At 65.1% G+C, this 22601-nt stretch carries 20 protein-coding genes; 2 read left to right on the forward strand and 18 right to left on the reverse strand.

Going from position 1 to position 22601, the window contains the following annotated elements; translation table 11 throughout:
• Nucleotides 1-3: 3 nt before the first annotated feature.
• The 16 genes from NZN28_RS06970 to NZN28_RS07045 all read right to left on the reverse strand — a co-directional run bounded on the left by NZN28_RS06970 (nucleotide 4) and on the right by NZN28_RS07045 (nucleotide 17379).
• A complete protein-coding gene (locus tag NZN28_RS06970) occupies nucleotides 4-240 on the reverse strand; it encodes a DUF433 domain-containing protein (RefSeq protein WP_295396554.1) in 237 nt (78 codons plus the stop codon).
• A gap of 77 nt (nucleotides 241-317) precedes the next feature.
• Nucleotides 318-2210, reverse strand: coding sequence for a biosynthetic arginine decarboxylase (speA, locus tag NZN28_RS06975; RefSeq protein WP_295396556.1), 1893 nt, complete (start codon nucleotides 2208-2210; stop codon nucleotides 318-320).
• A 100-nt stretch (nucleotides 2211-2310) separates the two neighbouring features.
• Nucleotides 2311-2832, reverse strand: a complete 522-nt coding sequence (locus NZN28_RS06980) for a DinB family protein (RefSeq protein ID WP_295396558.1) — start codon at nucleotides 2830-2832, stop codon at nucleotides 2311-2313.
• Nucleotides 2829-3134, reverse strand: a complete 306-nt coding sequence (locus NZN28_RS06985) for a DUF1905 domain-containing protein (protein ID WP_295396561.1) — start codon at nucleotides 3132-3134, stop codon at nucleotides 2829-2831. Before NZN28_RS06985 ends, NZN28_RS06980 begins: the two co-directional genes overlap by 4 nt.
• Nucleotides 3131-3652, reverse strand: a complete 522-nt coding sequence (locus NZN28_RS06990) for a DinB family protein (protein WP_295396562.1) — start codon at nucleotides 3650-3652, stop codon at nucleotides 3131-3133. The genes NZN28_RS06985 and NZN28_RS06990 overlap by 4 nt, the downstream gene beginning before the upstream one ends.
• A 317-nt stretch (nucleotides 3653-3969) precedes the next feature.
• Entirely contained in the window at nucleotides 3970-4584 is a 615-nt protein-coding gene (locus NZN28_RS06995; protein ID WP_295396564.1) for a VOC family protein, read from the reverse strand.
• Nucleotides 4581-5453, reverse strand: a complete 873-nt coding sequence (locus NZN28_RS07000; protein WP_295396566.1) for a 3-hydroxyacyl-CoA dehydrogenase family protein — start codon at nucleotides 5451-5453, stop codon at nucleotides 4581-4583. The genes NZN28_RS06995 and NZN28_RS07000 overlap by 4 nt, the downstream gene beginning before the upstream one ends.
• A 119-nt stretch (nucleotides 5454-5572) precedes the next feature.
• The gene (locus tag NZN28_RS07005; protein ID WP_295396568.1) at nucleotides 5573-6616 is read right to left on the reverse strand and encodes an SIS domain-containing protein; all 1044 of its coding nucleotides are present in this window, start codon (nucleotides 6614-6616) and stop codon (nucleotides 5573-5575) included.
• The gene (nagA, locus tag NZN28_RS07010) at nucleotides 6613-7710 is read right to left on the reverse strand and encodes an N-acetylglucosamine-6-phosphate deacetylase (protein WP_295396571.1); all 1098 of its coding nucleotides are present in this window, start codon (nucleotides 7708-7710) and stop codon (nucleotides 6613-6615) included. Before nagA ends, NZN28_RS07005 begins: the two co-directional genes overlap by 4 nt.
• A complete protein-coding gene (locus NZN28_RS07015; protein WP_295396574.1) occupies nucleotides 7711-10875 on the reverse strand; it encodes a glycoside hydrolase family 38 C-terminal domain-containing protein in 3165 nt (1054 codons plus the stop codon).
• Complete coding sequence (locus NZN28_RS07020) at nucleotides 10875-12428, reverse strand: DUF4127 family protein (RefSeq protein ID WP_295396576.1); 1554 nt, start codon at nucleotides 12426-12428, stop codon at nucleotides 10875-10877. The genes NZN28_RS07015 and NZN28_RS07020 overlap by 1 nt, the downstream gene beginning before the upstream one ends.
• A 200-nt stretch (nucleotides 12429-12628) precedes the next feature.
• Nucleotides 12629-13513 (reverse strand): carbohydrate ABC transporter permease, encoded by an 885-nt coding sequence (locus tag NZN28_RS07025; RefSeq protein WP_295396579.1) that lies wholly within the window; start codon nucleotides 13511-13513, stop codon nucleotides 12629-12631.
• On the reverse strand, nucleotides 13510-14424 hold the full coding sequence (locus NZN28_RS07030) for a carbohydrate ABC transporter permease (RefSeq protein WP_295396581.1): 915 nt from the start codon (nucleotides 14422-14424) through the stop codon (nucleotides 13510-13512). The genes NZN28_RS07025 and NZN28_RS07030 overlap by 4 nt, the downstream gene beginning before the upstream one ends.
• A 74-nt stretch (nucleotides 14425-14498) precedes the next feature.
• The gene (locus NZN28_RS07035) at nucleotides 14499-15743 is read right to left on the reverse strand and encodes a sugar ABC transporter substrate-binding protein (RefSeq protein WP_295396584.1); all 1245 of its coding nucleotides are present in this window, start codon (nucleotides 15741-15743) and stop codon (nucleotides 14499-14501) included.
• A 61-nt stretch (nucleotides 15744-15804) separates the two neighbouring features.
• Nucleotides 15805-16623 (reverse strand): MurR/RpiR family transcriptional regulator, encoded by an 819-nt coding sequence (locus tag NZN28_RS07040; protein ID WP_295396587.1) that lies wholly within the window; start codon nucleotides 16621-16623, stop codon nucleotides 15805-15807.
• 69 nt (nucleotides 16624-16692) lie between these two features.
• Nucleotides 16693-17379: an N-acetylmannosamine-6-phosphate 2-epimerase gene (locus NZN28_RS07045; protein WP_295396588.1), complete on the reverse strand. Its 687-nt coding sequence runs from the start codon at nucleotides 17377-17379 to the stop codon at nucleotides 16693-16695.
• 136 nt (nucleotides 17380-17515) lie between these two features.
• On the opposite strand from NZN28_RS07045, the gene nagZ reads away from it, so the two are divergent.
• Together nagZ and NZN28_RS07055 are read left to right on the forward strand one after the other, a co-directional pair.
• On the forward strand, nucleotides 17516-19033 hold the full coding sequence (gene nagZ, locus NZN28_RS07050) for a beta-N-acetylhexosaminidase (protein WP_295396591.1): 1518 nt from the start codon (nucleotides 17516-17518) through the stop codon (nucleotides 19031-19033).
• Nucleotides 19034-19334: 301 nt separating this feature from the next.
• Entirely contained in the window at nucleotides 19335-19919 is a 585-nt protein-coding gene (locus NZN28_RS07055; RefSeq protein WP_295396594.1) for a ParA family protein, read from the forward strand.
• 9 nt (nucleotides 19920-19928) lie between these two features.
• On the opposite strand, the gene NZN28_RS07060 is transcribed toward NZN28_RS07055, so the two are convergent.
• Nucleotides 19929-21731: an SPFH domain-containing protein gene (locus NZN28_RS07060; protein ID WP_295396596.1), complete on the reverse strand. Its 1803-nt coding sequence runs from the start codon at nucleotides 21729-21731 to the stop codon at nucleotides 19929-19931.
• Nucleotides 21732-21849: 118 nt separating this feature from the next.
• A complete protein-coding gene (locus NZN28_RS07065; RefSeq protein ID WP_295396598.1) occupies nucleotides 21850-22545 on the reverse strand; it encodes an OB-fold-containig protein in 696 nt (231 codons plus the stop codon).
• Nucleotides 22546-22601: the final 56 nt, after the last annotated feature.

Consider the following 22601-nt stretch of genomic DNA (forward strand, 5'->3'; position numbering starts at 1 on the left):
AGGTCATGCGGCCAGTACAGGATGATCCAGCCTGCGCGAGGCAAAGAGGAGAGCCGCGGTAATGTCCTCAGGCTCCAGATCGGGCAACTCTTCGAGTACCTGTTCCCTGGTGAGGCCGGAGGCCAGCAGATCCAGAACGTCTGTTACGCGAATGCGCATTCCCCGGATGCAAGGGCGACCCCCGCACTGCTCAGGGTTGATGGTAATCCGACTCAGAAACGCCGAAGCACCCTTACTCACACACTTATTCTACGCCATATGTTTTCGAACAATGGCTGTAGTGGTTCCGGTAGGACGTGGTTTATAGCCCAGGTCGCTCAGTCTTCCAGATACGTATAGCCCACCAGTTCCCGCGCGTACTGCTCCATGAAGGCCCCCTTCTCGGCGGGGGTTAGCTTTTTGGAGGAGCGCACCAGCTTTTCCACGGCCTCGGCCAGCTCGTCGTCCTCGTAGCCCATTTTCTCGATCACCCGGCGGGCCTTTTCGCCCAGGATGAAGCGTTCGATGTCGTAGCCGTCTTCGTCCACAACCACGTGGGCCTCGCCGATGCGGCCAAAAAGGTTGTGGCTCATGCCCAGTACGTCCTGGTAGGCCCCGGTCAGGAAGACCCCCAGGTAGTAAGGTTCGCCGGGTCGGATTTCGTGCACCGGGAGGGTGTTGCGCACGTCGTGGGTGTCTATGAAGCGGTCGAACTTGCCATCCGAGTCGCAGGTGATGTCAACCAGGGTGGCCTCGCGGGTGGGCCGCTCGTTCAGGCGGGAAAGCGGCACAATGGGGAACATCTGCTTGATGGCCCAGGAGTCGGGGAGGCTCTGGAAGAGGCTGAAGTTGCAGACCAGCTTGTCGGCCAGCATCTTTTGCAGGTCTTCCAGCTCATCGGCGGGGTAGTCGAACTCGAGCGCAAACCGCAGGGTTTTGCGGGCAATCTGGTAGAAAAGCGCCTCGGCGGTGGCCCGGTCGCGCAGCGATATGAGGCCCAGGTCGTAGAGGTTCAGGATGGTGTCCTTGTTGGCAAAGGCGTCGTGGTAAACCTCACGGTAGTTTTTGGCCGAGATGCCCCTGGCCAGGTCGAACATATCCTTCACCACCGGGTGGGTGTCCCTGGGCTGCTCGATTTTCTCCTCGCCGGGGGGACGGATGGTGTCAATGACCTCGAGCACCAGCACGCTGTGGTAGGCGGTCACGGCCCGGCCCGACTCGGTGACCAGAATGGGGTGAGGTTCGCCGTGACCGTCGCAGACTTCCTTGCTCACGTAGACCAGGTCTTCGGCGTACTCCTCCAGCGAGTAGTTGGCCGAGGCGTAGAAAGCGGTCTTGGAGCCGTCGTAGTCCACGGCCAGCCCGCCCCCCAGGTTCAAGTAGCGCACCGGGGCCCCCAGCTTGCGAAGCTGCACGTAGGTTTGGGCAATCTCCCGCACGGCCTGCTTGATGCGGCGGATATCGGTCACCTGGCTGCCGATGTGCGAGTGCAGCATGGCGATGGTGCCCAGCATCCCGGCCTCGGCCAGGATATCCACGGCCCGGATAATCTCGGGGGTGGTGAAGCCAAACTTGGCCGACTCGCCGCCGGACTCCTCCCACTGTCCGGTGCCGCGGGTCTTGAGCTTGTAGCGGATGCCAATCTGCGGCTCCACCGAAAGCTCCTGCGCGATGCGGATGACCCGCTCGAGCTCGGCGAATTTCTCCAGGGTAATCACCACGTTTTTGCCCAGCTTCTTGCCCATCAGGGCCAGCCGGATGAAATCGTCGTCCTTGAAGCCGTTGCAGGCAATCAGGGCCTCTTTGTGCAGATCCTGGGCCAGAATCAGGGCCAGCTCGGCCTTGGAACCGGCCTCGAGGCCGTAGGCGTAGGGCTTGCCGGCTTTGGCCAGGGTTTCCACCACCATCCGACGCTGGTTGACCTTGACCGGGTAAAGCCCCCGATACTCCGACTGGTAGTGATACTTTTTGATGGCCCGCCGGAAGGCTTCGTTGAGCGCCACCAGCCGGGCTTGTAGAATTTGCGGGAAACGCAGCATCACCGGCAGCGGGCGGCCCTCGTCGCGCAAATCCTGCACGATTTCAAAAAGCGAGGCGCTGGGGCCTTCGGGGCCTTCGGGCGTGACCTCGAGCTCGCCATCCTCCCCCACGCGAAAAAACCCCGCCGCCCAGTGGGGGACGAGGTAGGTTTCTTCGGCATCCTTGGCAGTGAAACGTTTGAGCTTCTCCAACTTGAATCCGGGTCTCCTCGCACAGGCTACGGGCCGAATGTCAGGGGGCATTCACCGTGCGCTGTCCAGAAGAGAGTGTAGGGCAATTTACCCCAGGATGCTATAGCAAGCCGGAGGGCAAAAACCAAAGCAAGTCCAGGGCGGGTGGCTTGATGCCCTGGGTACGCAAAAGCACCGCAATCTGCGCGGTATGCCTTACTTCGTGGAGCATCACATGCCACAAGAGGCCCTCCACCCTGTAGTGCTGCTCAGGATCGTCATGTGGGCTTATAACCCGCTTTAGTTCGGTCTCGGTAAGCGCTGCGAGATAGGCCAGGGTGCTGGCCTCGACAGCCTTCCAGTAGTCCAGCAGGGTGGGCAGGGGAAAACCTGCATATTCCGGGCCGCCGGTGGTGTCTTTAAGGGCCGGCACGTTCATCCAAACCGGCGGGTTGCGCTCTATATCCTCGTGCAGCCAGGCGTCCTCCACGCTGGGGATGTGGAACACCAGATCCTTGATGCAGTGGAAGCGCTCTCCGTTCAGCAGTGGGCGTGACAGGACTTCGTCCGGCAGGGCCTCGAGCACCCCCCACAGCTCTCGCCGGGCGCGAACCAGGTAGTCATACATCTCGGGGATGTTCATGGCTGCGGTTTCAGAGTAGCGCCCACCTCGAGCCACACCACCACGCTCTGCCCGGTCTGTAGCCCCTCGGCCCGGCGCACCAGGTCTTTAAGCGGCAACACATACAGGCCATTTTTGGGCCACAGCGAGGTCTTCCATTCGGTCGTTCCGATGCGGGCCTTCACCGGAATCATGCCCCAGCCGTAGGTCAGAAGCCGCTCGGCCCGCTTGATGGCCCGGCTCTCTTCCTCGGGGACGCTCACGAAGTAGTAGGGGGCCGGCCCCCGCCACTCCCAGATTCTGGCGCTGAAGCAAAAGCTCATGGCAACCAGGTCTCCGTCCGCCACTGGCTCCAGATGGCTTTTTCTTCGACTTCTTCTGGCATTGTGTAACCAAAAACCTTGAGGGCCAGCTTGATCTGCCCCACATGGTAGCCCTCGTGCCAGAGCATATGTTGAAGAAAGAGTACAGGGTGGTCATAGCGCGTGTTTTTACCCTGCATGGCCTGGCCGGTGTGGAGCCGATCCTGCACCGCCTCGCACACAGCACGGACACTCTGGTTCAAGGCCTGCTCGATGCGTGTGGGGTCGTGCTCGGCGAGCCAGTCCTCGCCATCTTTGCGGAAAAGTTGGGTCAGGCCCGCAGCTAACTCGGGCGCGACCTGGTTCAGCCAGAAGAGCCGGGTTTGCTGGATATGCGAAAACTGCTCCGTGACCGAGGGGCTTCCCTGCATGGCTTTTGCTTCCATCCCTCCTTCTGGTAGAGCCTGGAGCAGGTTGATCAGAATGGTGTTGTTGCGTTTATACGAGTCCAACAGGGCCTGCACAATCGATTCGCTCATATCGGCTTCCTTTCACATATCGCGCTCTTCACAAACGTGGCCGCCCACGAAAACGAGAATGCGTCTGGGCCGAGACGCATGTTTTCGAGTTTCCAGGCGGCCACTGTTCTGTTCAGAACTAGGCTTTCTCCAACACGAATGGCTCATAATGTGAAGAGCGCTCCAAAGTTAGTACTACACCCTAATTTCACTGCCCCCGACGGAACGCTGGCTCCAGGGCCATCCCCCACACCACCGATGATTTCAACCTTTACACCTCGGGGCATTTCGTGCCCGAAGAGGTCTGTTTCAAAACGCGGGGAGGGAACAGAGGCGCTTCAGGGCGAAAGAAGTTTGAGGCCGCCGGGGGTCTGGATAAAAGCCATCAGTTCGGGCTTGGGGGCGCGCTCCAGGCGAATTTTGCCCAGGTCGAGTTCCAGCGCCGTCAGCACCGCACGCACGGGGTCTGGCTCTGGGTGCAGCAAGACCAGTTCAACCAGTTCACAGCCCACGTCCGGCAGGGTATCGGTGGGGTGGGCCGGGCCCCACTGAATCAGGTAAGGCACCACCCCGCCCCAGTTGAGCCGCCCATCCTCGGGAATGGCAATCAGCCACTCGAGGCTGCCCCGGCGGGCGGTCTGCGGCGAACCCAGGCCCAGACCTCGGTAGCGCTCCAAAGCCTCGGTGCGGGCCACCCAGGTGCCCAGGCGCGGGGCTCCGGAAAAGGCATCGAGGCCAAACCAGCGCGGGTGGGCGGGGGGCGGGGCCGCGGGGTCAACGGCGATGATTTCCAGATAGGCCCCGCTGCCCAGCCTAAGGAGACGGTTGTGCGTGCCCATCTGCGGGTGCGGGCCGCCGGCGGGGGGGAGCTTCAGGCCCAGCGCTTCCTCCACGCACCCCTGGCCCTGCTCCAGGGTCTCGGCCAACACCACCAGGTGATCGAGCCGGGTCATCCGATTTTGTTGCCTTTTTCGTCGTAGCGGTAGAAACCCCGCCCGCTCTTGCGCCCTAAAAGGCCGGCCTGCACCATCCTGCGCAGAAGCGGCGAGGGCCGGTATTTATCGTCGCCCAGGCCCCGGTGCAGCACTTCCATGATGGAGAGGCAGGTATCCAGGCCGATGAAGTCGGCCAGCGTGAGGGGGCCCATGGGGTGGTTCATGCCCAGCTTCATGACCTGGTCTATGGCCTCGGGCGTGGCTACGCCTTCCATCACGCACTGGATGGCCTCGTTCAGCATGGGCAGAAGAATCCGGTTGGAGACGAAGCCGGGGTAGTCGTTGACCTCGACGGGGGTCTTGCCCATGCGGCGGGCCGCCTCTATGACCGCCTGGGTGGTGGCCTCGTCGGTCAGATGCCCCCGGATCACCTCGACCAGCTCCATCAGGGGCACCGGGTTCATGAAGTGCATCCCGATGAAGCGCTCGGGCCGGCGGGTGGCGGAGGCCAGCCGGGTAATGGGTATTGAGGAGGTGTTGGAGGCCAGGAGAGCCTCGGGCTTGGCAAGCTGGTCTAGCTCGCGGAAAAGCCCCAGCTTGGTGGGTTCGTCCTCGACAATGGCCTCCACAATCAGGTCACAGTCGTTCAGGTCGGCCAGGTGAAGGGTGGTGCTGAGGCGACTTAGCGCTGCGTCGTGGGCGCTCTGGTCGAGCCTGCCTTTTTCCAGGAGCTTGCCCAGCGAGCGCCGGATGCTGTTCAGGCCGCGCTCGAGGAAGGCAGCCTCGAGGTCGCGCAACACCACTTCGTAGCCGGCCTGGGCTGCCACCTGGGCAATGCCGGCCCCCATCTGCCCGGCACCAATCACGCCAATCTTGCGAATCTCCATGGCTCCATCCTATCGCGCCTTGGGGCTTGTGTGGATGCTTGAAGCGGCATCGGGCCGGACAATCCTCGCCGTTTTCCCCTCGGCCCCAGGCGGTGGATCTCAACCTTCTGGCCAGAGCGCTACTTAGTCCGTGTCACCTTGGAGAGGTGGCGTGGGGCGTCGGGGTCGAAGCCCCTGGCTACCGAGAGCTCGGCGGCAAAGGGGTAGAAGGCCTGGGCCAGCAGAATCGGGTCGAGCACCGGGTGCAGCCGGGTGGGCAGCGGCAGTGGGGTGTGGGCCTGCTCCAGGGCCTCGGCCTCGGAGGAGGCCACCAGCAGGTGCCCCCCTTTGCCCCGCAGGTTTTCCAAAAGGCCCACCAGGCCGGGCAGCGGCTTGTCCCTGGGCGCCAGCACCAGCAACGGAAAATCGGGCTCCACCAGGGCCACCGGGCCGTGCAGCAGCTCCGCGCCCGACATGGCCTCGGCGTGGAAGGCGCTGGTCTCCTTGAGTTTGAGGGCCAGCTCGTGGGCCACCGCATAGCCATAGCCGCGCCCCACCACCAGGCCGTTGTCGGCCTCGAGCAAAACCTCCAGGCCCCCCTGCCAGTTGGCGTGCGCGGCCTGGTACATAGCCTCGGGCAGCATGGCCAGGGCCTCCTTGAGGGGCCTGTCCTCGGCCCAGGCCGCAACCAGCTGGGCCAGGGTGGCCAGGGTGGCCAGGTAGCTCTTGGTCGCAGCCACGGCCTCTTCGGCCCCGGCCCACAGGGGCAGCACCACCTCGGCGGTCTGGGCCAGGGGCGAGCGCTCCTGGTTGACCAGGGCCAGCGTAAGGGCCCCATCGCGGCGGGCCTGGCGGGTCACCTCGATCAGGTCGGGGCTCTCGCCCGACTGCGAGATGGCGATCACCAAAGCCCGGTTCAGCGCCAGGCGCTGCCCATAAACCGTGTGCACCGAGGGAATGGCCGACGAGCAGACCAGCCCCAGAAGGCTCTCAATCAGGTACTTGCCATAAAGCGCGGCGTGGTCGGAGCTACCCCGGGCCACCGTGAGCACGAAAGGGGGGGTGTGTCGGCGCAGGAAAGTACCCAAAAGTTCCACCTCACCCTTGTTTTCACGCAGGGCCTGCTCCACCACCGCCGGGGCCTGGTGGGCCTCTTTGAACATCCTGGTCTCGGCTGCTCTCATGCCGCCACACTCACCTTCTGACCTCCAATGTAGACCTCCAGAAGCCTGAAATTTGCATCCAGCACCACCAGGTCGGCGGGCCGCCCGACCTCCAGGCCCAGCTCGAGGCCCAGGTACCTTGCGGCGTGGCCCGAGGTCATCTGAACCAGCTCCGGCGGGGCGTAGCCCCAGCGGCGCAGGTTCAAAACGGCCTGATTCATGGTCAGGGCGCTCCCGGCCAGGGTGCCATCGGCCAGGAAGACCCCCTCGCCCCGCTTGTAAACCCGGTGCCGCCCCAGACGGTAGGCCCCCTCGGGCATCCCGGCTGCCGCCACCGCATCGCTCACTGCGTAGAGGTGGGGGATGGCCTTCCAGGCCGCCCGCAGGGCCGCCGGATGCACGTGCAGGCCGTCCGGGATGACCTCGGCCCATTCTGCACGCTCGAGGCCCAGCCCCACCACCCCCGGCTCACGGTGGCGCAGGGGGGTCATGGCGTTGTAAAAGTGCGTGAAGCCCTGGGCCCCGGCCTCGAAACCGGCCCCGGACTGCTCGTAGGTGGCCTCGGTGTGGCCCTGCTGCACCCGCACCCCCTGGGCCTTCAGGAAGGCAATCAGCTCCAGCGCCCCCGGTAGCTCGGGGGCCAGGGTGACCACCCGGATGGGGGCCTGGCCCAGCAGGCGGCGCATGGTTTCCAGGCTCGGCAACAGGGTGTAGGGCGGCTGGGCGCCCAGCCGCTGGGGGCTGATGAAGGGGCCCTCGAGGTGCGCCCCCAGCACCCGCGCCTCGCCCGGCCCAGGGTTCGCTGCCACCGCCGCAATGCCCTGCAGGGCCGCCTCGAGGTCGGCCAGCGGGGCCGTGACGGTGGTAGCCAGCAGCGTGGTGGTGCCGTGCTGGGCGTGGAAGCGGGCCATCTGGCGCACCGCCGCCTCCCCGTCCATGCAGTCCGCACCTCCTCCTCCGTGCACGTGCAGGTCCACAAACCCGGGCAGGATGTAGCGGGCGGGCTGGCCCTCGGGGGCGGGTTGGGGGGCTAGGGCTCGTATGCAGTGGTCGAACTCGAGCCAGCCCGAATAGGCCCGCTCGGGGGTCACCAGGGTTCCTGCCAGCCGCGTCATCTAGGGCTCCAGTCTCAGGCTGATGACCTGATAGGGCGCATAGGCCAGTTTCAGGTGGCCGTTTTGCAGGGGAAGCGGCTCCCCGGCCTCTTCCAGGAGATTGACCCGGCTCACCCTGCGCACCCCCAGGGCGTTCAGGTCGAGTTCGACCACCCCGCGCCCGCCGTGGGCCTCGTACAAGCGCAGGATGTAACCGGCCCCCTCCTCGGCCTGCTTGAGGGCAGCCACCCGCAGGCTGCTCGGGGACAGACGCAAAAAGGGACGCACGGGCGGCTGCCCGCCAGCCTGCACCGGCAGGGCCAGGGGCCTGAGGGGGGCCACCAGGTCTTCGGCCTCGGCGACCGTGCCCTGCCGCCAGTCGCCAGGGTGCGGCCAGAGGGCATAGGTGAAGGCGTGCTCCCCTACGTCGGCCAGGGGGTCGGGCCAGAGGGGGCCGCGCAGGAGCGAGAGGCCCAGCTGGTTGTGGTGGGCGCTGTAGCCGTGCTTGTAGCCCCCCAGCAGGCTCACCCCGTAGCCGGCCTCGCTCAGGTCGGCCCAGCGCAGGGCCGGCACCTCGAAGCGGGCCTCGTCCCAGGTGGTGTTGGCGTGGTTGGGCCGGGCCAGGGCGCCAAAGGCCGTCTCGAACCAGGCCTCGTGGGTGCGCAGGTTCAGCGGGAACAAAGCCCGCAGCAGGGTGCGGCGCTCCTGCCAGCGGATGCGGGTCTCAATCTCCAAGCGGCGGGAGCCCCCCCACAGCCAGTAGGTTTGCTCGAGGCTCGAGGCCCCCAGTCTGCGCTCGACCCAGATGCCCGCCCGCAGAGGGCCCCCTTCAATCAGCCGGACCTGGCTGGCCGTCACCTCGCGGCCCTCCCGCTCATATGAGGCGTCCAGGTCCCAGGCTTCCCAGTAGCGCGGTATGTCGGTGTAGGCCCAGATCTGGTTGCCCCGTCCGGCCAGCACCTCCCGCCGGTGGTCTTTGTCGTACAGGCGGGCTAAGGTGCCGTCGGGGGCCACCTCCAGGCGCAGGTGCTGGTTTTCCAGCACCCGCCCCTGACCGTTCACCCGCACGTTGGGGGTTCGACGGGCCTCCAGATGGGCCACCACGGCCAGGGCCAGGTAGCCCATGGCCGGCACCACCTCGTCGGCTGCCACCAGAATCTGGGCGCCGGCTTCCTGGTAGGGCACCTCGTCGCCGCTGGCCGTGAGCAGGCGGAAAAACCGCTCGGCAGGGCGCTCCATCTGAAGCCGCAGGGGGCGGGGGCTGCTGCTCAGGTTCCACACCACCAGGTGCGCCAGGGCCTCGGGGTGCACCTTGCGCACCTCGGAAGAAAGCAAACCGAGGGCTTCCTGGCGCAATTCTTCGGCCTGGATCAGGGCGGTTTGCAGGCTCTCGGCGGCCTCCTGGGGCACGCTGTGGATGGCCGAGCCGGGCAGGATGTCGTGAAACTGGTGCAGCAGCAAGACCTTCCAGAAGCTCTCCAGGTCGTGGGCTGGATAGCGGGGCTCGTCAATGGTCAGGCGCGGGTCCACGGGTTTGAGCGAGACCAGGCTCCAGGCCAGCTCGGCTTCCCGCAGGGTTTGCTCGAGCCGCCCGCACAGCGCCTTGAGCCGGGCCTGGGTGGTGTAGGTGGCGCGGTGCAGCTCCAGGTAGAGCTCGCCCACCCAGACCGGCAAATTGGGGCTGGCTGCCTCCAGCGCCCGGTAGAAGTCTTCCACCCGCCCCATCTCCAGCCGGGGCAGGCCGGGAAACTCACGGTAAACCGCAAAGCGCTCCATCATCTCGGCGCTGGGGCCGCCCCCGCCGTTGCCGTAGCCAAAGGTCAGGAGCGAGGTGGGGTGGAGGCGCTGGCCCTTGAAGTTTTTCCAGGTGCCCGCTAGCTCGAGGGCCTCCAGGCGCCCGTTGTAGCCCTCGCCTGGGTTCCAGAAGCTGTGGGCCAGCACCCTCGAGCCGTCGAGCCCCTCCCACTGCCACAGGTCGTGGGGGAAGGGGTTGGTCTCGTTCCAGTTGAGCTTGGTGGTGAAAAAGTAGGGCAGCCCCCCCTGCTGTAAAAACTGGGGCAGGTTGGCCGCAAAGCCAAAGGTGTCGGGCAGCCAGGCCACCCGGGCCCGCCGACCCAACTTCTGCTCAAAGTAGCGCTGCCCGTAGAGCAACTGCCGCGCCCAGGACTCCCCCGAAAGCAGGTTGGCATCGGGCTCCACCCACATCCCCCCCACCGGCTCCCAGCGGCCCTCCTGCACCCGCGAGCGCACCTGGGCAAAAAGGGCGGGGTCGTCGGCCTCGAGCCAGGCGTAGGCCTGGGCGCTGGACTGGTTGAAGTAGAACGCTGGGTAGCGCTCCATCAGGTGCAGCACGGTGGCAAAGGTGCGGCGAAGCTTGCGCCGGGTCTCCCCGATGGGCCAGAGCCAGGCCAGGTCTATATGGGCATGGCCCGAGAGCCACAGCCGCCCCCGCGCGGGGTGGCGCCGACGAATGCTTTCCAGGGCCTCCTGGAGATGGCGGCGGGCCTCCTCCAGGCTCTGCCGGTGCGGGGCTTGCAGGGGCAGGCCAGGGCCCTCGAAGCGCCACTCCTCCCAGAGCTTGGCGGTTTCCGCGGCCCAGGCGCGCTCGAGCTGGTTCAGGTACTCGCGGGCCGGGCCGCGCGGCAGCTCGATGCGGGCCAGGGTCTCGCTCAGGGCATCCAGCAAGAGCGCGGCCAGCTCAGGCTGCACCTGGGGCACCGCCTCCAGCACGCAGGCCAGCTCCTGGCACAACGAGCGCACCTGGAGGTCGGGCACTAGAAGGAGGGCCTCCTCCAGCTTGGGCGCAGCCACCGGGCTGCCAAACAGCCCTTTGGGCACCGCCTCGACCTCGAGTTCCAGCCTCTCCCCGCCCTTAGCCGGCTCCCACAGGGGATACTCGGTGTGGTAGGGGTTGAGCCCGCCCAACGGTCTGCCGCCCGCGCACAACAGGCCCTCGCCGCCCGGCTTCAGCCGCACCCAGACCGGCTTTCCGGCCCAGGCCGTGGGCACCTCGAGCTCGAAGAAAAACCGCACCGGGAAGCTCCGATCCGGCCAGGGCTCGCCCACCGCAATGGGCACCCGGGGGCCGCCCGCCGCCTCGAACATCCCGGCCAGGGGCCGGGTTTCCAGGTCGCGCCAGGCCGATAATTCCTGCCAGCGAACCCAGAGGCGCTTCAGGGCCTGCATCACTCCTCCTCCCGCACCAGGCGCAGGGGAAACACCCCGGTAAACAGGCGCGGCCAGGCCAGCCGGGGCCGCCCCCAGTCGAGCTTGACCCCTGGCAGGCTGGGCGCGAAAAACTGCTGCCACAGACCGTAGGCAAGCGGGGTCAGGCGCTGGTCCAGGGCGAGTTCGGCCCCCCACTGAAGGTCGCCCAGGTCGAAGGGGCTGGGGGGCTTGCCCAGTTCCTCGGCCAGGAAGTCGTGTACTTCCTGGCGTACCCGGCTCTGATACAGCCAGTCGTCCACCAGGCGCGAGAAGTTGGCCTCGGCCAGCGAGACCGGGTCGTCGCCAAAAAGGGCGCACACCCCCGCCGCAATGGCGCTGCCCAGGCTGTTGCCGGCGGTGTTCCAGCCAGCAAAGCCCCCCAGCCCCGGCAGGTTGACCGACTGCAGCAGGAGCTGCACGAAGCGGTTTTCGGCCCCATTGGCATAGGCCACGTCGGCCACCGTGATCATCCGCCCGGCGGCCTGGTCGCCGACCAGCCGGTCTATCAACTCGGGCAGGTTGCGTTCGGCGGTGTCGACCGTCTCGTAGTCGGGCTGGCGCAGGGCCTGGCGGGTGGCCGGGGCGTTCACGGCCAGAATCAGGTCGGCCTCCTCGGTGCTCTGCACGGCCACGCACCCGGCGGCCCGCAGGTGCGCCTTGACCAGCTCACCCAAAGGGCGATCTTCGTAGAGCATCACCGCCTGCTCGGCCAGCACCGAAGGATACCGCACAAGAACCTTGGTTTTTCGTCCGGCCTGGTTGAGCAAGGCCCGCGCCAGCAGGGTGCAGGCGGCTTCGTCGGCCCCGGGGTAGATGTCGGCCTCCCCCCAAAGCCCCAGTTCGTCCAGGCGGGCCTCGAGCCTGCGGCGGTCGCGGGCGGCCAGGCCGTAGGGGGTGGTATCGTCGAGGGTCAGCGCCAGGTACTCCAGCACCCCCGCGTGGAGCAGGTCAATGGCGGCCCGGTGCATAGCGTGGTTGCGCTCGCGGGTGGCCAGCCAGTCCTGTAAGACCTCTTTGGGCAGGTGTAGCCGGGCCCGGTCGAGCTCCATGGGGGCATCGCCCAGGGGCTGTCCGGCGGCCTCCCTGCGCTCGAGGCGGTCGGTCCACTCCGAGTACTTCCGCAAAAGGGGGCCCCATTCGCCGTAGTAGGGTTTTTCCTCCAGGGGGTCGTTGTCGTGGGCCACCCGCACAATCACCCCGTGGGCCAGGATGCGCAGGTGCGGGCTTCTTTGCTTGAGGTCGCGCAGCACCTCGAGCCTCGCCAAGACCTCCTCCAGGCTGTCCGAAACCCGTCGGGCCGGAATCATGCCGCCCAGGGTGAGGGTTTCCAGGCTCACAATGGCCGCATCGGCAGCGGGGGCCTCGCGCCGCAGCCACTCCGCCAGGGCAGTCGGGTTGCCCGGCTGGTTCATCTTGTTCAGGATTTCCAGGGGGGGCGAACGCAGCTCCAGCCCGGCCACCCGCGCAAGCTGGTGGGGCAGCTCGAGGGTCACGGGCCGGGTATCGGCAGGTAACAATAGAATGCGCTTCATAAGTGGACGGTCAATCTACCTAACCCAATCTACCCGAACCCCTCCACAAAAGGGCAGACGGCCAGTGCGCCCCCAAAAGCCCAGGCATGTTTATCCAACCAACACCTCGAGGCTGGGGCCCATCCGGAAGGCGTTGGGTCAGGCATGGCCTTGACCCGATTTGAGCAAACCTCGAGGCACACGGCTCGTCATCGGTTCGATTAGCCCTTCACAGCCCCCTCGAGCCCCCGCATGAAGAAGCGCTGGGCCAAAAAGAAAACCACCAGCACCGGAATCATCATGATCATGGCCCCCGCCGCCACGTTGAACACGTCGTAGTTGAACTGGCCCTTGAGCTTCAGAATGGCCACCGACATGGGCAACAGCTCATCGTTGGTCAAAAGCGCCACCGAGGGCCAGAAAAACGCATTCCAGGTGCCCACCAAGGTAAAGATGCCCAGCGCCGTCAGCGAGGGCACCGACAGGGGAATCATGACCCGCCACAAAATCTGGAGCTCGCTGGCCCCATCCATGCGGGCGGCCTCCATCAGCGTACCGGGAATGGCCAGGTAGGCCTGGCGCATCAGGAAGATGCCAAAGGCAGTAGCGATCAGGGGCAGCACCACTCCGGCGTAAGTGCCCAAGAGCCCCAGGTCGCGCAGCGTGAGCACGTTGACGATGAAGGCAATCTCGGTGGGCAAGACCAGGGTCGAGACGATGGCGCCAAAAACGAGCCCCCGGCCCGGAAACTGCAAACGGGCCAGCGGATAGGCGGCCAGGGCCGAGACCACCAGGGTTCCGGCTACCGTCAGCGCGGTAATAATGACCGAGTTGAGAAAGTACTTCCCCAGGCTGAGCTTGGTGATTACCTCGTAAAAGTTGCCCAGCGTGACTGCCGGAGGGAACAGACTTTTGGGAAAGTCGTAGATGCTGATGCCGCTGGCCTGTTTGTCGGTGATGGAGATGGCCAGCGTCCAGAGGAAGGGGAAGATGGCGAAGCCCAGAATTGCGAGCAACAGCGCGTAGCTCAGCGCGATGTGCAGGCCCTTGCGCAGGGTGGCTCGAGCCCGCAGGCGGGCCGCATCCTGGGGTGAAACCGGCTTCATCGCTCGCTCCTTTCCTCGCGGGTCAGCCGGAAGTTGAGGTAGCTCAGGGCAAACCCCACCAGCGCCAGCAGCAGCCCGGCGGCCCCGGCCACGCCGAAGTTGGCGTTGAGCATGTTGCCCCAGCTCTTGTTGTACACGTAGAGCAGGGCCGTGTAGGTGCTGTTGAGCGGGCCCCCGCTGCCGCCGGTGAAGACGATGATTTCTTCCAGAACCCGGAGGGCCGCAATGGTGGAGAGCAGGCTGCACAAAAGCAGGGTCGGGCGCATGAGCGGCACGATGATCAGCCAGAAGCGCTGCCAGGCCGTCGCGCCATCCAGGGTGGCGGCCTCCTCGAGCTCCGCCGGAATGCTTTGCAGCCCGGCTAAATAGAGCACCATGTAGTAGCCAAAGCCCCGCCAAAAGGTCACCAGCATGATGGCCCACAAAGCGGTGTGCTCGTTGAGCAGCCAGTTGAAGCGCCCCTCGGCGTTCATCAGGTTCAAAAGCTGCAAAGACCAGTTTAGAAAGCCCTCCTTCTGGAAAATCCACTCCCACATCACCGCCGCCAGCGAGATGGAGGTCACCACCGGAATGTAGTAGCCCACCCGGAAGAAAGCCATCAAGGGCAGCTTCTGGTTGACCAGCACCGCCACCGCCAGCGAAGCAATCTGCAGGACGGGCACCACCAGCAGGTACTTCAGCGAGTTGAGGAGGCCGGTCTGGAACAGCGGGTCGCCCAGCACAAACTCGAGGTTCTTGAGCCCCACCCATCGGGGCCCCTCCCCCGAGGCCAGGTCGGCCACGGTGTAGTCGGTAAAGCCCAGATAGGAGCCGTAGAACACCGGATAAAAGGTGAATAGCCCCATCAGCACCAGAGCCGGCGCCAGAAAGGCATAGGCGATGAGGGTGGTGGTCAGGGCCTGTCGTTTCATAGGGCACTCTTGGCCGATAGCTGATAGCCTTTGGAAATCCGCTGGCTATCAGCTATCGGCAATAGACCATGGGCTTACCTGGCGTTGGCGTTCCAGAAGGCCACCGCATCGTCGAGGGCCTGCTTGGGGGTCTTGCGCCCTAAGAAGGCCGCCTCGATGTTGTCGTTGAAGTTCTTGTAGATGTCGTCGGTGTTCTTGGGGGGCTTGAAGCCGGGGTTAATCAGGCGGCCCGAGGCCGAGTTCATGCCTTTGCCAATTTCCAGCGGGTCGTTGCTCTTGGCCTTGAGGCCGGGGTCGTTCTCCGAGCCCGCCGCCGTGGAGACGATGGGCACCACGTTGGCAAACTTGACCTGGTTGGTGCGGTTGGTCACGAAGAGGGCAAAGCGGATGGCCGCGCTTTTGTTCTTGGAGGCACTGGGAATCACCAGGCTCATGGCCCCGCCGGTCTGGATGCCGGCCTTGCCCAGCGGAGCGGGACCGATGCGGGTCTTGGCGTAGAGGTCGGGGTTGGCCTCCTTGACGCGGTTGAGGGTGGTGGGGGCGCCCACCACGATGGCCGCCTTGCCCTGGCTGTAGAGCTCGTTGGAAAGCTGGAAGGCCTCCTTACGCAGAAGCTCTTGGGGGATGATGTCGTTCTTCATGGCATCCACGTACTTTTGCAGCAGGGCCACGTGGGCGGGCGAGTTGAAGGCCGCTTTGCCGTCTTTGTCGTAGACCGGCAGCCCTTCCAGGAAGAAGCGGCCCAGGAAGCTGGCCCCGTTGGGGTCTTTGACCGGGGGCAGCCAGCCATAGGCTCCGGTGGCTTTCTTAATCTTCTCGGAAGCCGCCAGCAGGTCGTCGGTGTTGCGGATGGTGCGCGCGTCCACCCCGGCTTTTTGCAACAGGTCGGGGTTGTACATCATCACGCCCTGGTCGAGCCAGCCGTACCACGGCAGGCCGTACACCTGGCCGTCCATCACGAACATATCCAGCACATTGGGGTAGTAGAGCTGGTTGAGCACGTTGCGGTTGACCAGCTGGGTCAGGGGGGTCAGAATCTTGTTCTGGGCCGCAGCAAAGGTGGAGTCCTGCCAAAGGTTGACCACATCGGGGGCCTTGCCCAGGGCCACCGCGGCGGTCAGGTCGCGCTCCATGGTGTCCTGCTTGTCCACCCAGCGCACCTTGATGGTGGGGTTCTGCCGCTCGAAGTCGGCGATGGTGCTCTTGATGTAGTTGTCGAAGTTGGGGCTCAGGTAGTAGGTCCAGAACTCGATTTGGGTCTGGGCCAGGGCGCTCAGGCCGAGTGCCAGGGCTGCTGCTGTTATCCAACGCTTGAACATGGTTTCTCCTCCTACGGTTTGCTACCAGGCCAGGCCTGCGTTAGCCCAGGGGACGCCCGCTTCAGTAGTTGCGGTCCGCCACGGCGGCCGCGGTGCGGGCGATGAAGTCGGCAGCCGGCTTGCGGCGCAGCGCCACCAGGGTGTAGAGCAAATCCAGCACCAAAAGCTGGCCCATCTTGGCCGCCACCGAGCCACCGGTGAGGGGGCTTTCGGCCACCGAGGTGACCAGCACCACATCGGCAAAACGGGCCACGGGGCTTTTGGTGCGCTGGGTAATGGCAAGGGTGGAAGCGCCCGAACGCTTGGCGACCTCGAGCGCCTTGACGGTATCAATGGTGGTGCCCGAGCGGGTGATGCCAATGGCCAGGGCCTTCTTGTCGAGGGTGGCGGCAGCCATGGCGGCCATGTGGGGGTCGGGGTAGGCCTGGGTGGTGTAGCCCAGACGCATGAACTTGTAGGCGAAGTCCTGGGCCGTCACCCCCGAGGCGCCCACGCCGTAGATGTCAATGCGCTGGGCCTGCAAAATCAGGCTGACCGCCTGGTTTACCCGCTTCAGGTCAATCAGACGAAAGGTGTCCTCGAGGGCCTGCCTGGCGTGGTGGGTGACGTACTCGAGGGCCTCCTGGGGGGTTTTAGGGTTCTCCTGAGGCCCGAGCCCCACCGGGCTGGCAGCCAGGTCGGAGGCCAGGGCCAGCTTGAACTCCTGAAACCCGCTAAAGCCCAGGTCGCGGCAGAAGCGGATCACGCTGGCCTCGCTCGAGCCTGCGCCTTCGGCCACCTCCACCACGGTCTGGTAGAGCAATTTTTCGGGGTTTTCCAGCACGTACCGGGCAATCCTGCCCAGCGCGGGGGTCATCTGGGCCCCTTGGCTTCGCAGCATGGCCAGGGCTCCGTTAGGCATCGGCCAGCCCCCACGCCAGGCCCCTCCGCTTTTGGACCTCTAAGCTCGTCATCGGGTCACCTCGCGCAAAGCCTCCACAAACCCCCGCGTCACCCACTCCACGCGGGTCAGGGCCGTACCCACCGTGACCGCAAAAGCCCCGGCATCCAGGGCCTGCCGGGCCTGAAGGGGGGTCGCAATCCGGCCCTCGGCCACCACCCTGACCCCTTGCCCGGCCAGCGCGCGCACCAGTTCCAGGTCGGGGCCCTGCTGCTTGGAGGAGTAGTCGGTGTAGCCCGACAGGGTGGTGCCGACCAGGTCGGCGCCCAGCGCATGGGCCATCAGACCCTCTTCCAGGGTTGAAACATCGGCCATGGCCAGACAGCCCTGGGCATGGATGGCTTCAATCAGGGCCCCGACCTCCACCGGGCGCGGGCGAAGGGTGGCGTCAACCGCGATGATGTCCGCCCCCTGCTCGGCCAGAGCCCGCACATCGGAGAGCGCGGGGGTGATGTACACCGGCGAACCCGCCACTTCACGCTTGACCAGGCCCACGATTGGAACCGAAACGGCGGGGCGGGTGGCGGCCAGGTCGGCCAGGCCCTCGATGCGCAAGCCCACCGCACCGCCTGCTATGGTGGCCTGGGCCAGGGCTGCGACCATCGCCGGGGCGTCCAGGGGGCCGCCCCGCACCGGCTGGCAGGAGGCAATCAGGCCGTGGCGAAGCTGCTCGAGAATTTGCGCCCTTCTAAGCACGAAGCCTCCTTGAAGTTTTACTCTATTGGCAATGTTAGTTTTTGAAGTAATATTTTGTCAAGGTCGCTTGCCTGAAGCCTGCCGCATGCCTCCGGTTCCTTGCGTCGCAGCCTGGTTTATTGACCCAAAGGTGCCTATGGAAAGCCTGTTTCTTGCCACCCGTCTGATGATGGTTGACCTCCCTGGCCCCACCCTGGACGCGGCCAGCCGCGCCCACCTCGAGCGCTACCGATTTGGGGGGGTCTGCCTGTTTCGCAGGAACATCCAGAGCCCGGCCCAGGTGCGTGAGCTGGTGGCCGAGATTCGGGCAGTCTTGGGGCCTCAAGCCTGGATTGCCATTGACCAGGAGGGTGGGGCCGTGCAGCGGGTGCTGGAGTTTGCCCTGGCCCCGGCTCCCATGGCCCTGGGCGCCATCGGGGATGCCAAAGTTGCCGAGGCCGTAGGCGCGGCGGTGGGGCGCGCGCTCATCTCGCTGGGCATCAACTGGAACTTCGCCCCCTCGGTGGACGTGAACACCAACCCCCAAAACCCGGTGATTGGCGACCGCAGCTTTGGCGCCGACCCCAAAAAAGTCGCCCGCCTGGCCCTGGCCTGGGCCAGGGGTCTGGAAGGGGCCGGGGTCATGGCCACGGTCAAACACTTTCCCGGCCACGGCGATACCGTGCTGGACTCGCACCTCGATCTGCCGGTGGTGGACAAGCCCCTAGAGGCGCTCGAGCGCACCGAGCTTTACCCCTTTCGCAAGGCGGTGGAGGCCCAAATCAGCGCCATCATGAGCGCCCACATCCGCTTTCCTGCCCTGGACAAGCGATATCCAGCCACCCTCTCCAAAAAAATCCTGACCCACTTACTTCGCCAAAAGCTCGGCTTCAAGGGCATCCTCGTCACCGATGCGCTCGACATGAAAGCCATCACCCAGCACTACTCCGTGGGCGAGGCCGCGGTCAAAAGCCTCCAGGCCGGGGCCGACATGATTCTGTCGCTGGGCAAGCCCGAGGTGCAGGCGTCCCAGGCTGCGGCCATCCGGCAAGCCCTGGAGAATGGTTCCCTCTCCAGGGAACAGGCCCGCCAGAGCCAGCAACGCTTACAGGAGGCCGCCGAACGCTTCCCCGGTCTGGCTCGAGCGTACACCCCAACCCAGCAAAAACGCGACCGGGCCCTGATGGAGCGAGTGGCCCTGCAAAGCATTACCCCCTACCGCAAGCCGCTGCGCCCGAGGCGTTCGGATCGAATCCTGGTGGTCTCGGCAGGCCGCGCCACCGAGGCCGGCCCCTACGGCGAGACCCTTGCAGTGGAGGATTTCCTCCAGCTTCTCAAAACCCGCTTCGCCGAGGTGAACTCGTTCGTCTACGACCCTCAAAAGGCCGCCGAGTTTACCGGTGAGCTTGAAAAAGCAGCGACCAAGGCCGACTTTCTGCTTCTGCTCTCGGTGGGTCGGGGCGGCCTCGGCCCCCAGGAAGCCCATCTGCTCAAACACGCCTTGACCCTGGGCAAACGGGCCAGCCATGTGGCCCTGTGGAACCCTTACCACATTTTGAGCCTGCGCAAACCGGCCTTCGTAACTTACGGCTTCCGTACGCCCACCCTGAAGGCCCTGGTCCGGGTGTTGGCCGGGGCCCCGGCCCAGGGTCGGCTGCCCTTCAAACTGCGCTGAGGTCTGAAGCACGCCTGCCGACCCCACCTGGCGCCGGGTCAGGAAGGCCCCAGCCTCACAAGGCTTATCCCCTGGGTATCGTGGGGTGAGGGCACAACCCCGGTGATACCAACTCAAGGCATAGTAAGGACGTTCAAGGGCACACAAAGCGAGTCTGGGTGGTCGGCCATAGCTCCCCCACGCCTGCCCGTACCCCCAGACCCCTGCGCCACCGGGGTATGCAAAGCGTCGAAGCAAGGTGGGCAATAGAGCCCACATGCCCTGGGTGCGCTCGCGCCGCATCCTGCGATTAGAATCAGGCATGCGCGTTCTGGTGACCTCGCTCAAGGGTGGGGTGGGCAAGACCACCACCGCCATTCACCTGGCCGCTTTTTTACAGCTGCGGGGCCCCACCCTGCTGGTGGATGCCGACCCCGCCGAGGGGGCTCTGGTCTGGGCCCGGCAGGGGTCGGGGCTGCCTTTCGAGGTGGCTGGCCCCGAAGAGGCCCGGCCCAAACGGTTCGAACACGTGGTGATTGATACCGCCGGACACCCCAAGGGCAAAACCCTACGCGACTACGCCGACAAAGCCGACCTGGTGGTGGTGCCGACCTCCCCCGGGATGCTTTCGCTGGTGAGTTTGGAGCAGTTCGTGAAGGAGCTCGCGGGCTACCCGCTCAAGGCCCTGGTCACCCTGGTGCCCCCCTTCCCCTCGCTGGACGGCATGCGCACTTTTGCCCACCTGAAGGCCCGAAAAATCCCCCATTTCAAACATGCCATTCATCGCCTGGCCGCCTACGAGAAGGCCGTGCTGGCCGGAACCCTGGTGCAAAACGCTCCCGACCCCAGAGCAGCGCGGGCCTGGGAGGAGTATGTGCTGGTGGGGCGGGAGCTGGTGAGGGGGTAGCGGTTTCGCTCAACTCCCCTTGCCTGCGTTCTTATCTGCCGGGGTGTCCTTGTTGGCGAGCTGCTGCAAGAGGCTGAACATCTGCTGGATTAGCTCGTCGGATTTGCCACTCGAGCCCGTGCTCAGGCCGTTGAGTAGCTGACCGATGCCCAACCCCTGGGTGTATTGTTCGGTCATCTTGGCCAGGGTGGTGGGGTCGCCGTAGATGTTCAGGTTGCCCTTGCTCATGAAGTTGCCGATGCTGCGGGCCATCTCGGCCTGCACATCGCGGGCGGCCTGTACTTTGAGCTTTTGCAGCTCGAACTCGAGGGCCGCTGCGCTGTAGGTCTGCCGGTTTTCCAGGGCCTGCCGCTCCACCTCCACACGGGCCTGCTCCACGCTCACTTTTTCGCGCTCCACATCCACCTCGACCATCTTGTTGGCGGTGAGGCCCTTGGCAATGAGCTCCTGGGCCTCGGCCTCGGCCTTGGCCTTGGTGATGGCGGCCTCGGCCTCGAGCAAAGCGGCTTGCCGGGCGGCCTCGGCTTTTTTGACTTCGGCGAAGGCAGCGACCATGGCCTCGGTTTCCTTTTTGATGCGCTCCTGCTCGATAACCTGCTTGGCGGTGATCAGTTTGGTCTGGGCTTCGCGCTCGGCCTGGGCGAGTTGCTGGACGGTATACACCTGCTGATTGGCCCTCTCCCGCTCGGCCTGGGCCTCCAGGGCCTGCTTTTCGGCCTCGGCCCGGCGGCGCTCGGCCTCGGTAATGGCAATCTCGCGCTCGCGTTGGGCCAGCGCCACGGCTTTTTCCCGCTCTACATCGGTGGTCTGCTTTTCCTGCTCCTTCAAGAGAAGCAGTTTATCGCGCTCGATGGCCGCAGCCTGCACGGCCTGCTCTCGGGCTATTTCGGCCTCGCGGGTCAGGCGTTCCTGCTCGATGCGATAGGTATCGGCCTCGCGCTGCTTGGCGCTGGTGATTTTGGCGACCTCAGCCTGCTGGGTGGCTTCGGCCTCGGCCTGGGCCCGCTCGAGCTCCAAAATTTCCCGGCGGGTCTCTACGTTTTTCAGGGTGATGGCCCGCTTGGCTTCCTGCTCAAGGCGGTTGCGCTCGACCAGCGCTGCTTGGGTAATCTCGGTAATCTTGCGCTTGCCCTGGGCGTCGAAGATGTTGGTGTCGGAGAGGAGTTCCTGGCTGGTCTGGTCGAGGCTGGAGATGGTGACCGATTCCAGGGTGAGGCCGTTGGGCTCCAAATCCGAGCGCACCAGCTGCTGCACCGAGATCGCAAACTGGTCGCGCTGGGAGTGAATCTCGACCAGATCCTGGGTGGCCGCCACCGAGCGCAGGGCCGAGACCAGCTTCTCGAAGACCAGCGCCGAGACCGCCTGCGGCGTGACCGACTTCTCGCCCAGGCTGCGGCTGGCGTTCACCACCGAGTCCTCTTTGGGCTCGACCTTGATGTAGAACTCGGCCTTCACGTCGAGGCGCAGGTTGTCTTTGGTGATGAGGGCATCCGGGCCTTTGCGCTCGACCTCGAGCTTCATGGTTTCCAGGCTGACCGGCACATAGCGCTGCAAGATGGGGAAGAAGAACCCGCCCCGGTCAATCAAAACCCGCCGCCCACCCAGCCCGGTCATCACGTAGGCCAGGTTGGCCGAGGGCTTGATGTAGAACTGTTGAATCAGCCAGGCTAAAAGCCCTGCGGCCAGCACCAGCAAACCCAGCAAGCCGCTGACCAGGCTGTTCAGGCCCGACCAGTTGGGGATCAAGCCCCCCCCAAACAAACTCAGGCCAATCAAGAGCAGCGCGACCAGAATCAAGATGGCACTCAACATGCGTCCTCCTCAATTTTTGCCAAAAAAGGTTTCGAGACGATCCTGGGCCGACAACCGGAACACGTGATGGGAGTGGTCTACATGGGTCTATAGCTCAAGTAAGAACATCAGGGGCAAACTAACGCCGAACCGGGACTTCCTCTGGGAAGGGGTGGGCCTGCACGTAGTAAATGCCCTTCTGGGGGTCAAAGTCCACCACCAGAAGTTCACTGCCGGTTTCCAGCGGCGGTTCACCCGGCAAGGTTTTGCAAAGAACCCGATGAATATTGCCGGTTTTGTCACGCACATTGGCCGCGCCTCCATGGACGTCTATGCGGAAGGCCGCCCGCCCCCCGCAGCCCACCAGGTCCTGCTTGCGCACATTACGCCCCTGCTGTCCCATCAGGCCCTGGACCACCGAGGCCACACCGTTGCCCGCCAGCCCCGCAGCCAGCAGGCCTAAAGCTGCGGCGATGGGGAAAAAGACCGCAGGGGGTAGCCAGGCATCCAGGGCCGCGTTGACCAGCAGACCCACCAGCCCCCACGTGGACAACAGGATGGGCAGCAGCAGGGCCAGCGAGGCCCCCTTGCCCAAACCAAACCAGCTCCCCACCGTTCCCAGAGGGTTGGGGCCGCCGTAAGCGGGTGCGTCCGGAGGGGTCTCATGGCCCCCGTCCTCGCCGGTGCTGTGGGCATCGGGCGAGCCCTGGGCCTCGCTGGAAGGAGCCTCCGCGGAACCTCCCAGACCGCTGAACACAACGCCCACACTGAGCAAAAGCCCCACCGCCAGCGGCAGGGCGAAGATGAAGTTGTGCCACTCGAGGAAGTAACTCACCTTATTCTAATAGTAGCCCAGGCCTCCCCCCTCTTGCATGAGGAATGCAGTGGATT

The organism is Meiothermus sp., assembly GCF_025056915.1.
In the GTDB taxonomy this organism is placed as follows: domain Bacteria; phylum Deinococcota; class Deinococci; order Deinococcales; family Thermaceae; genus Meiothermus.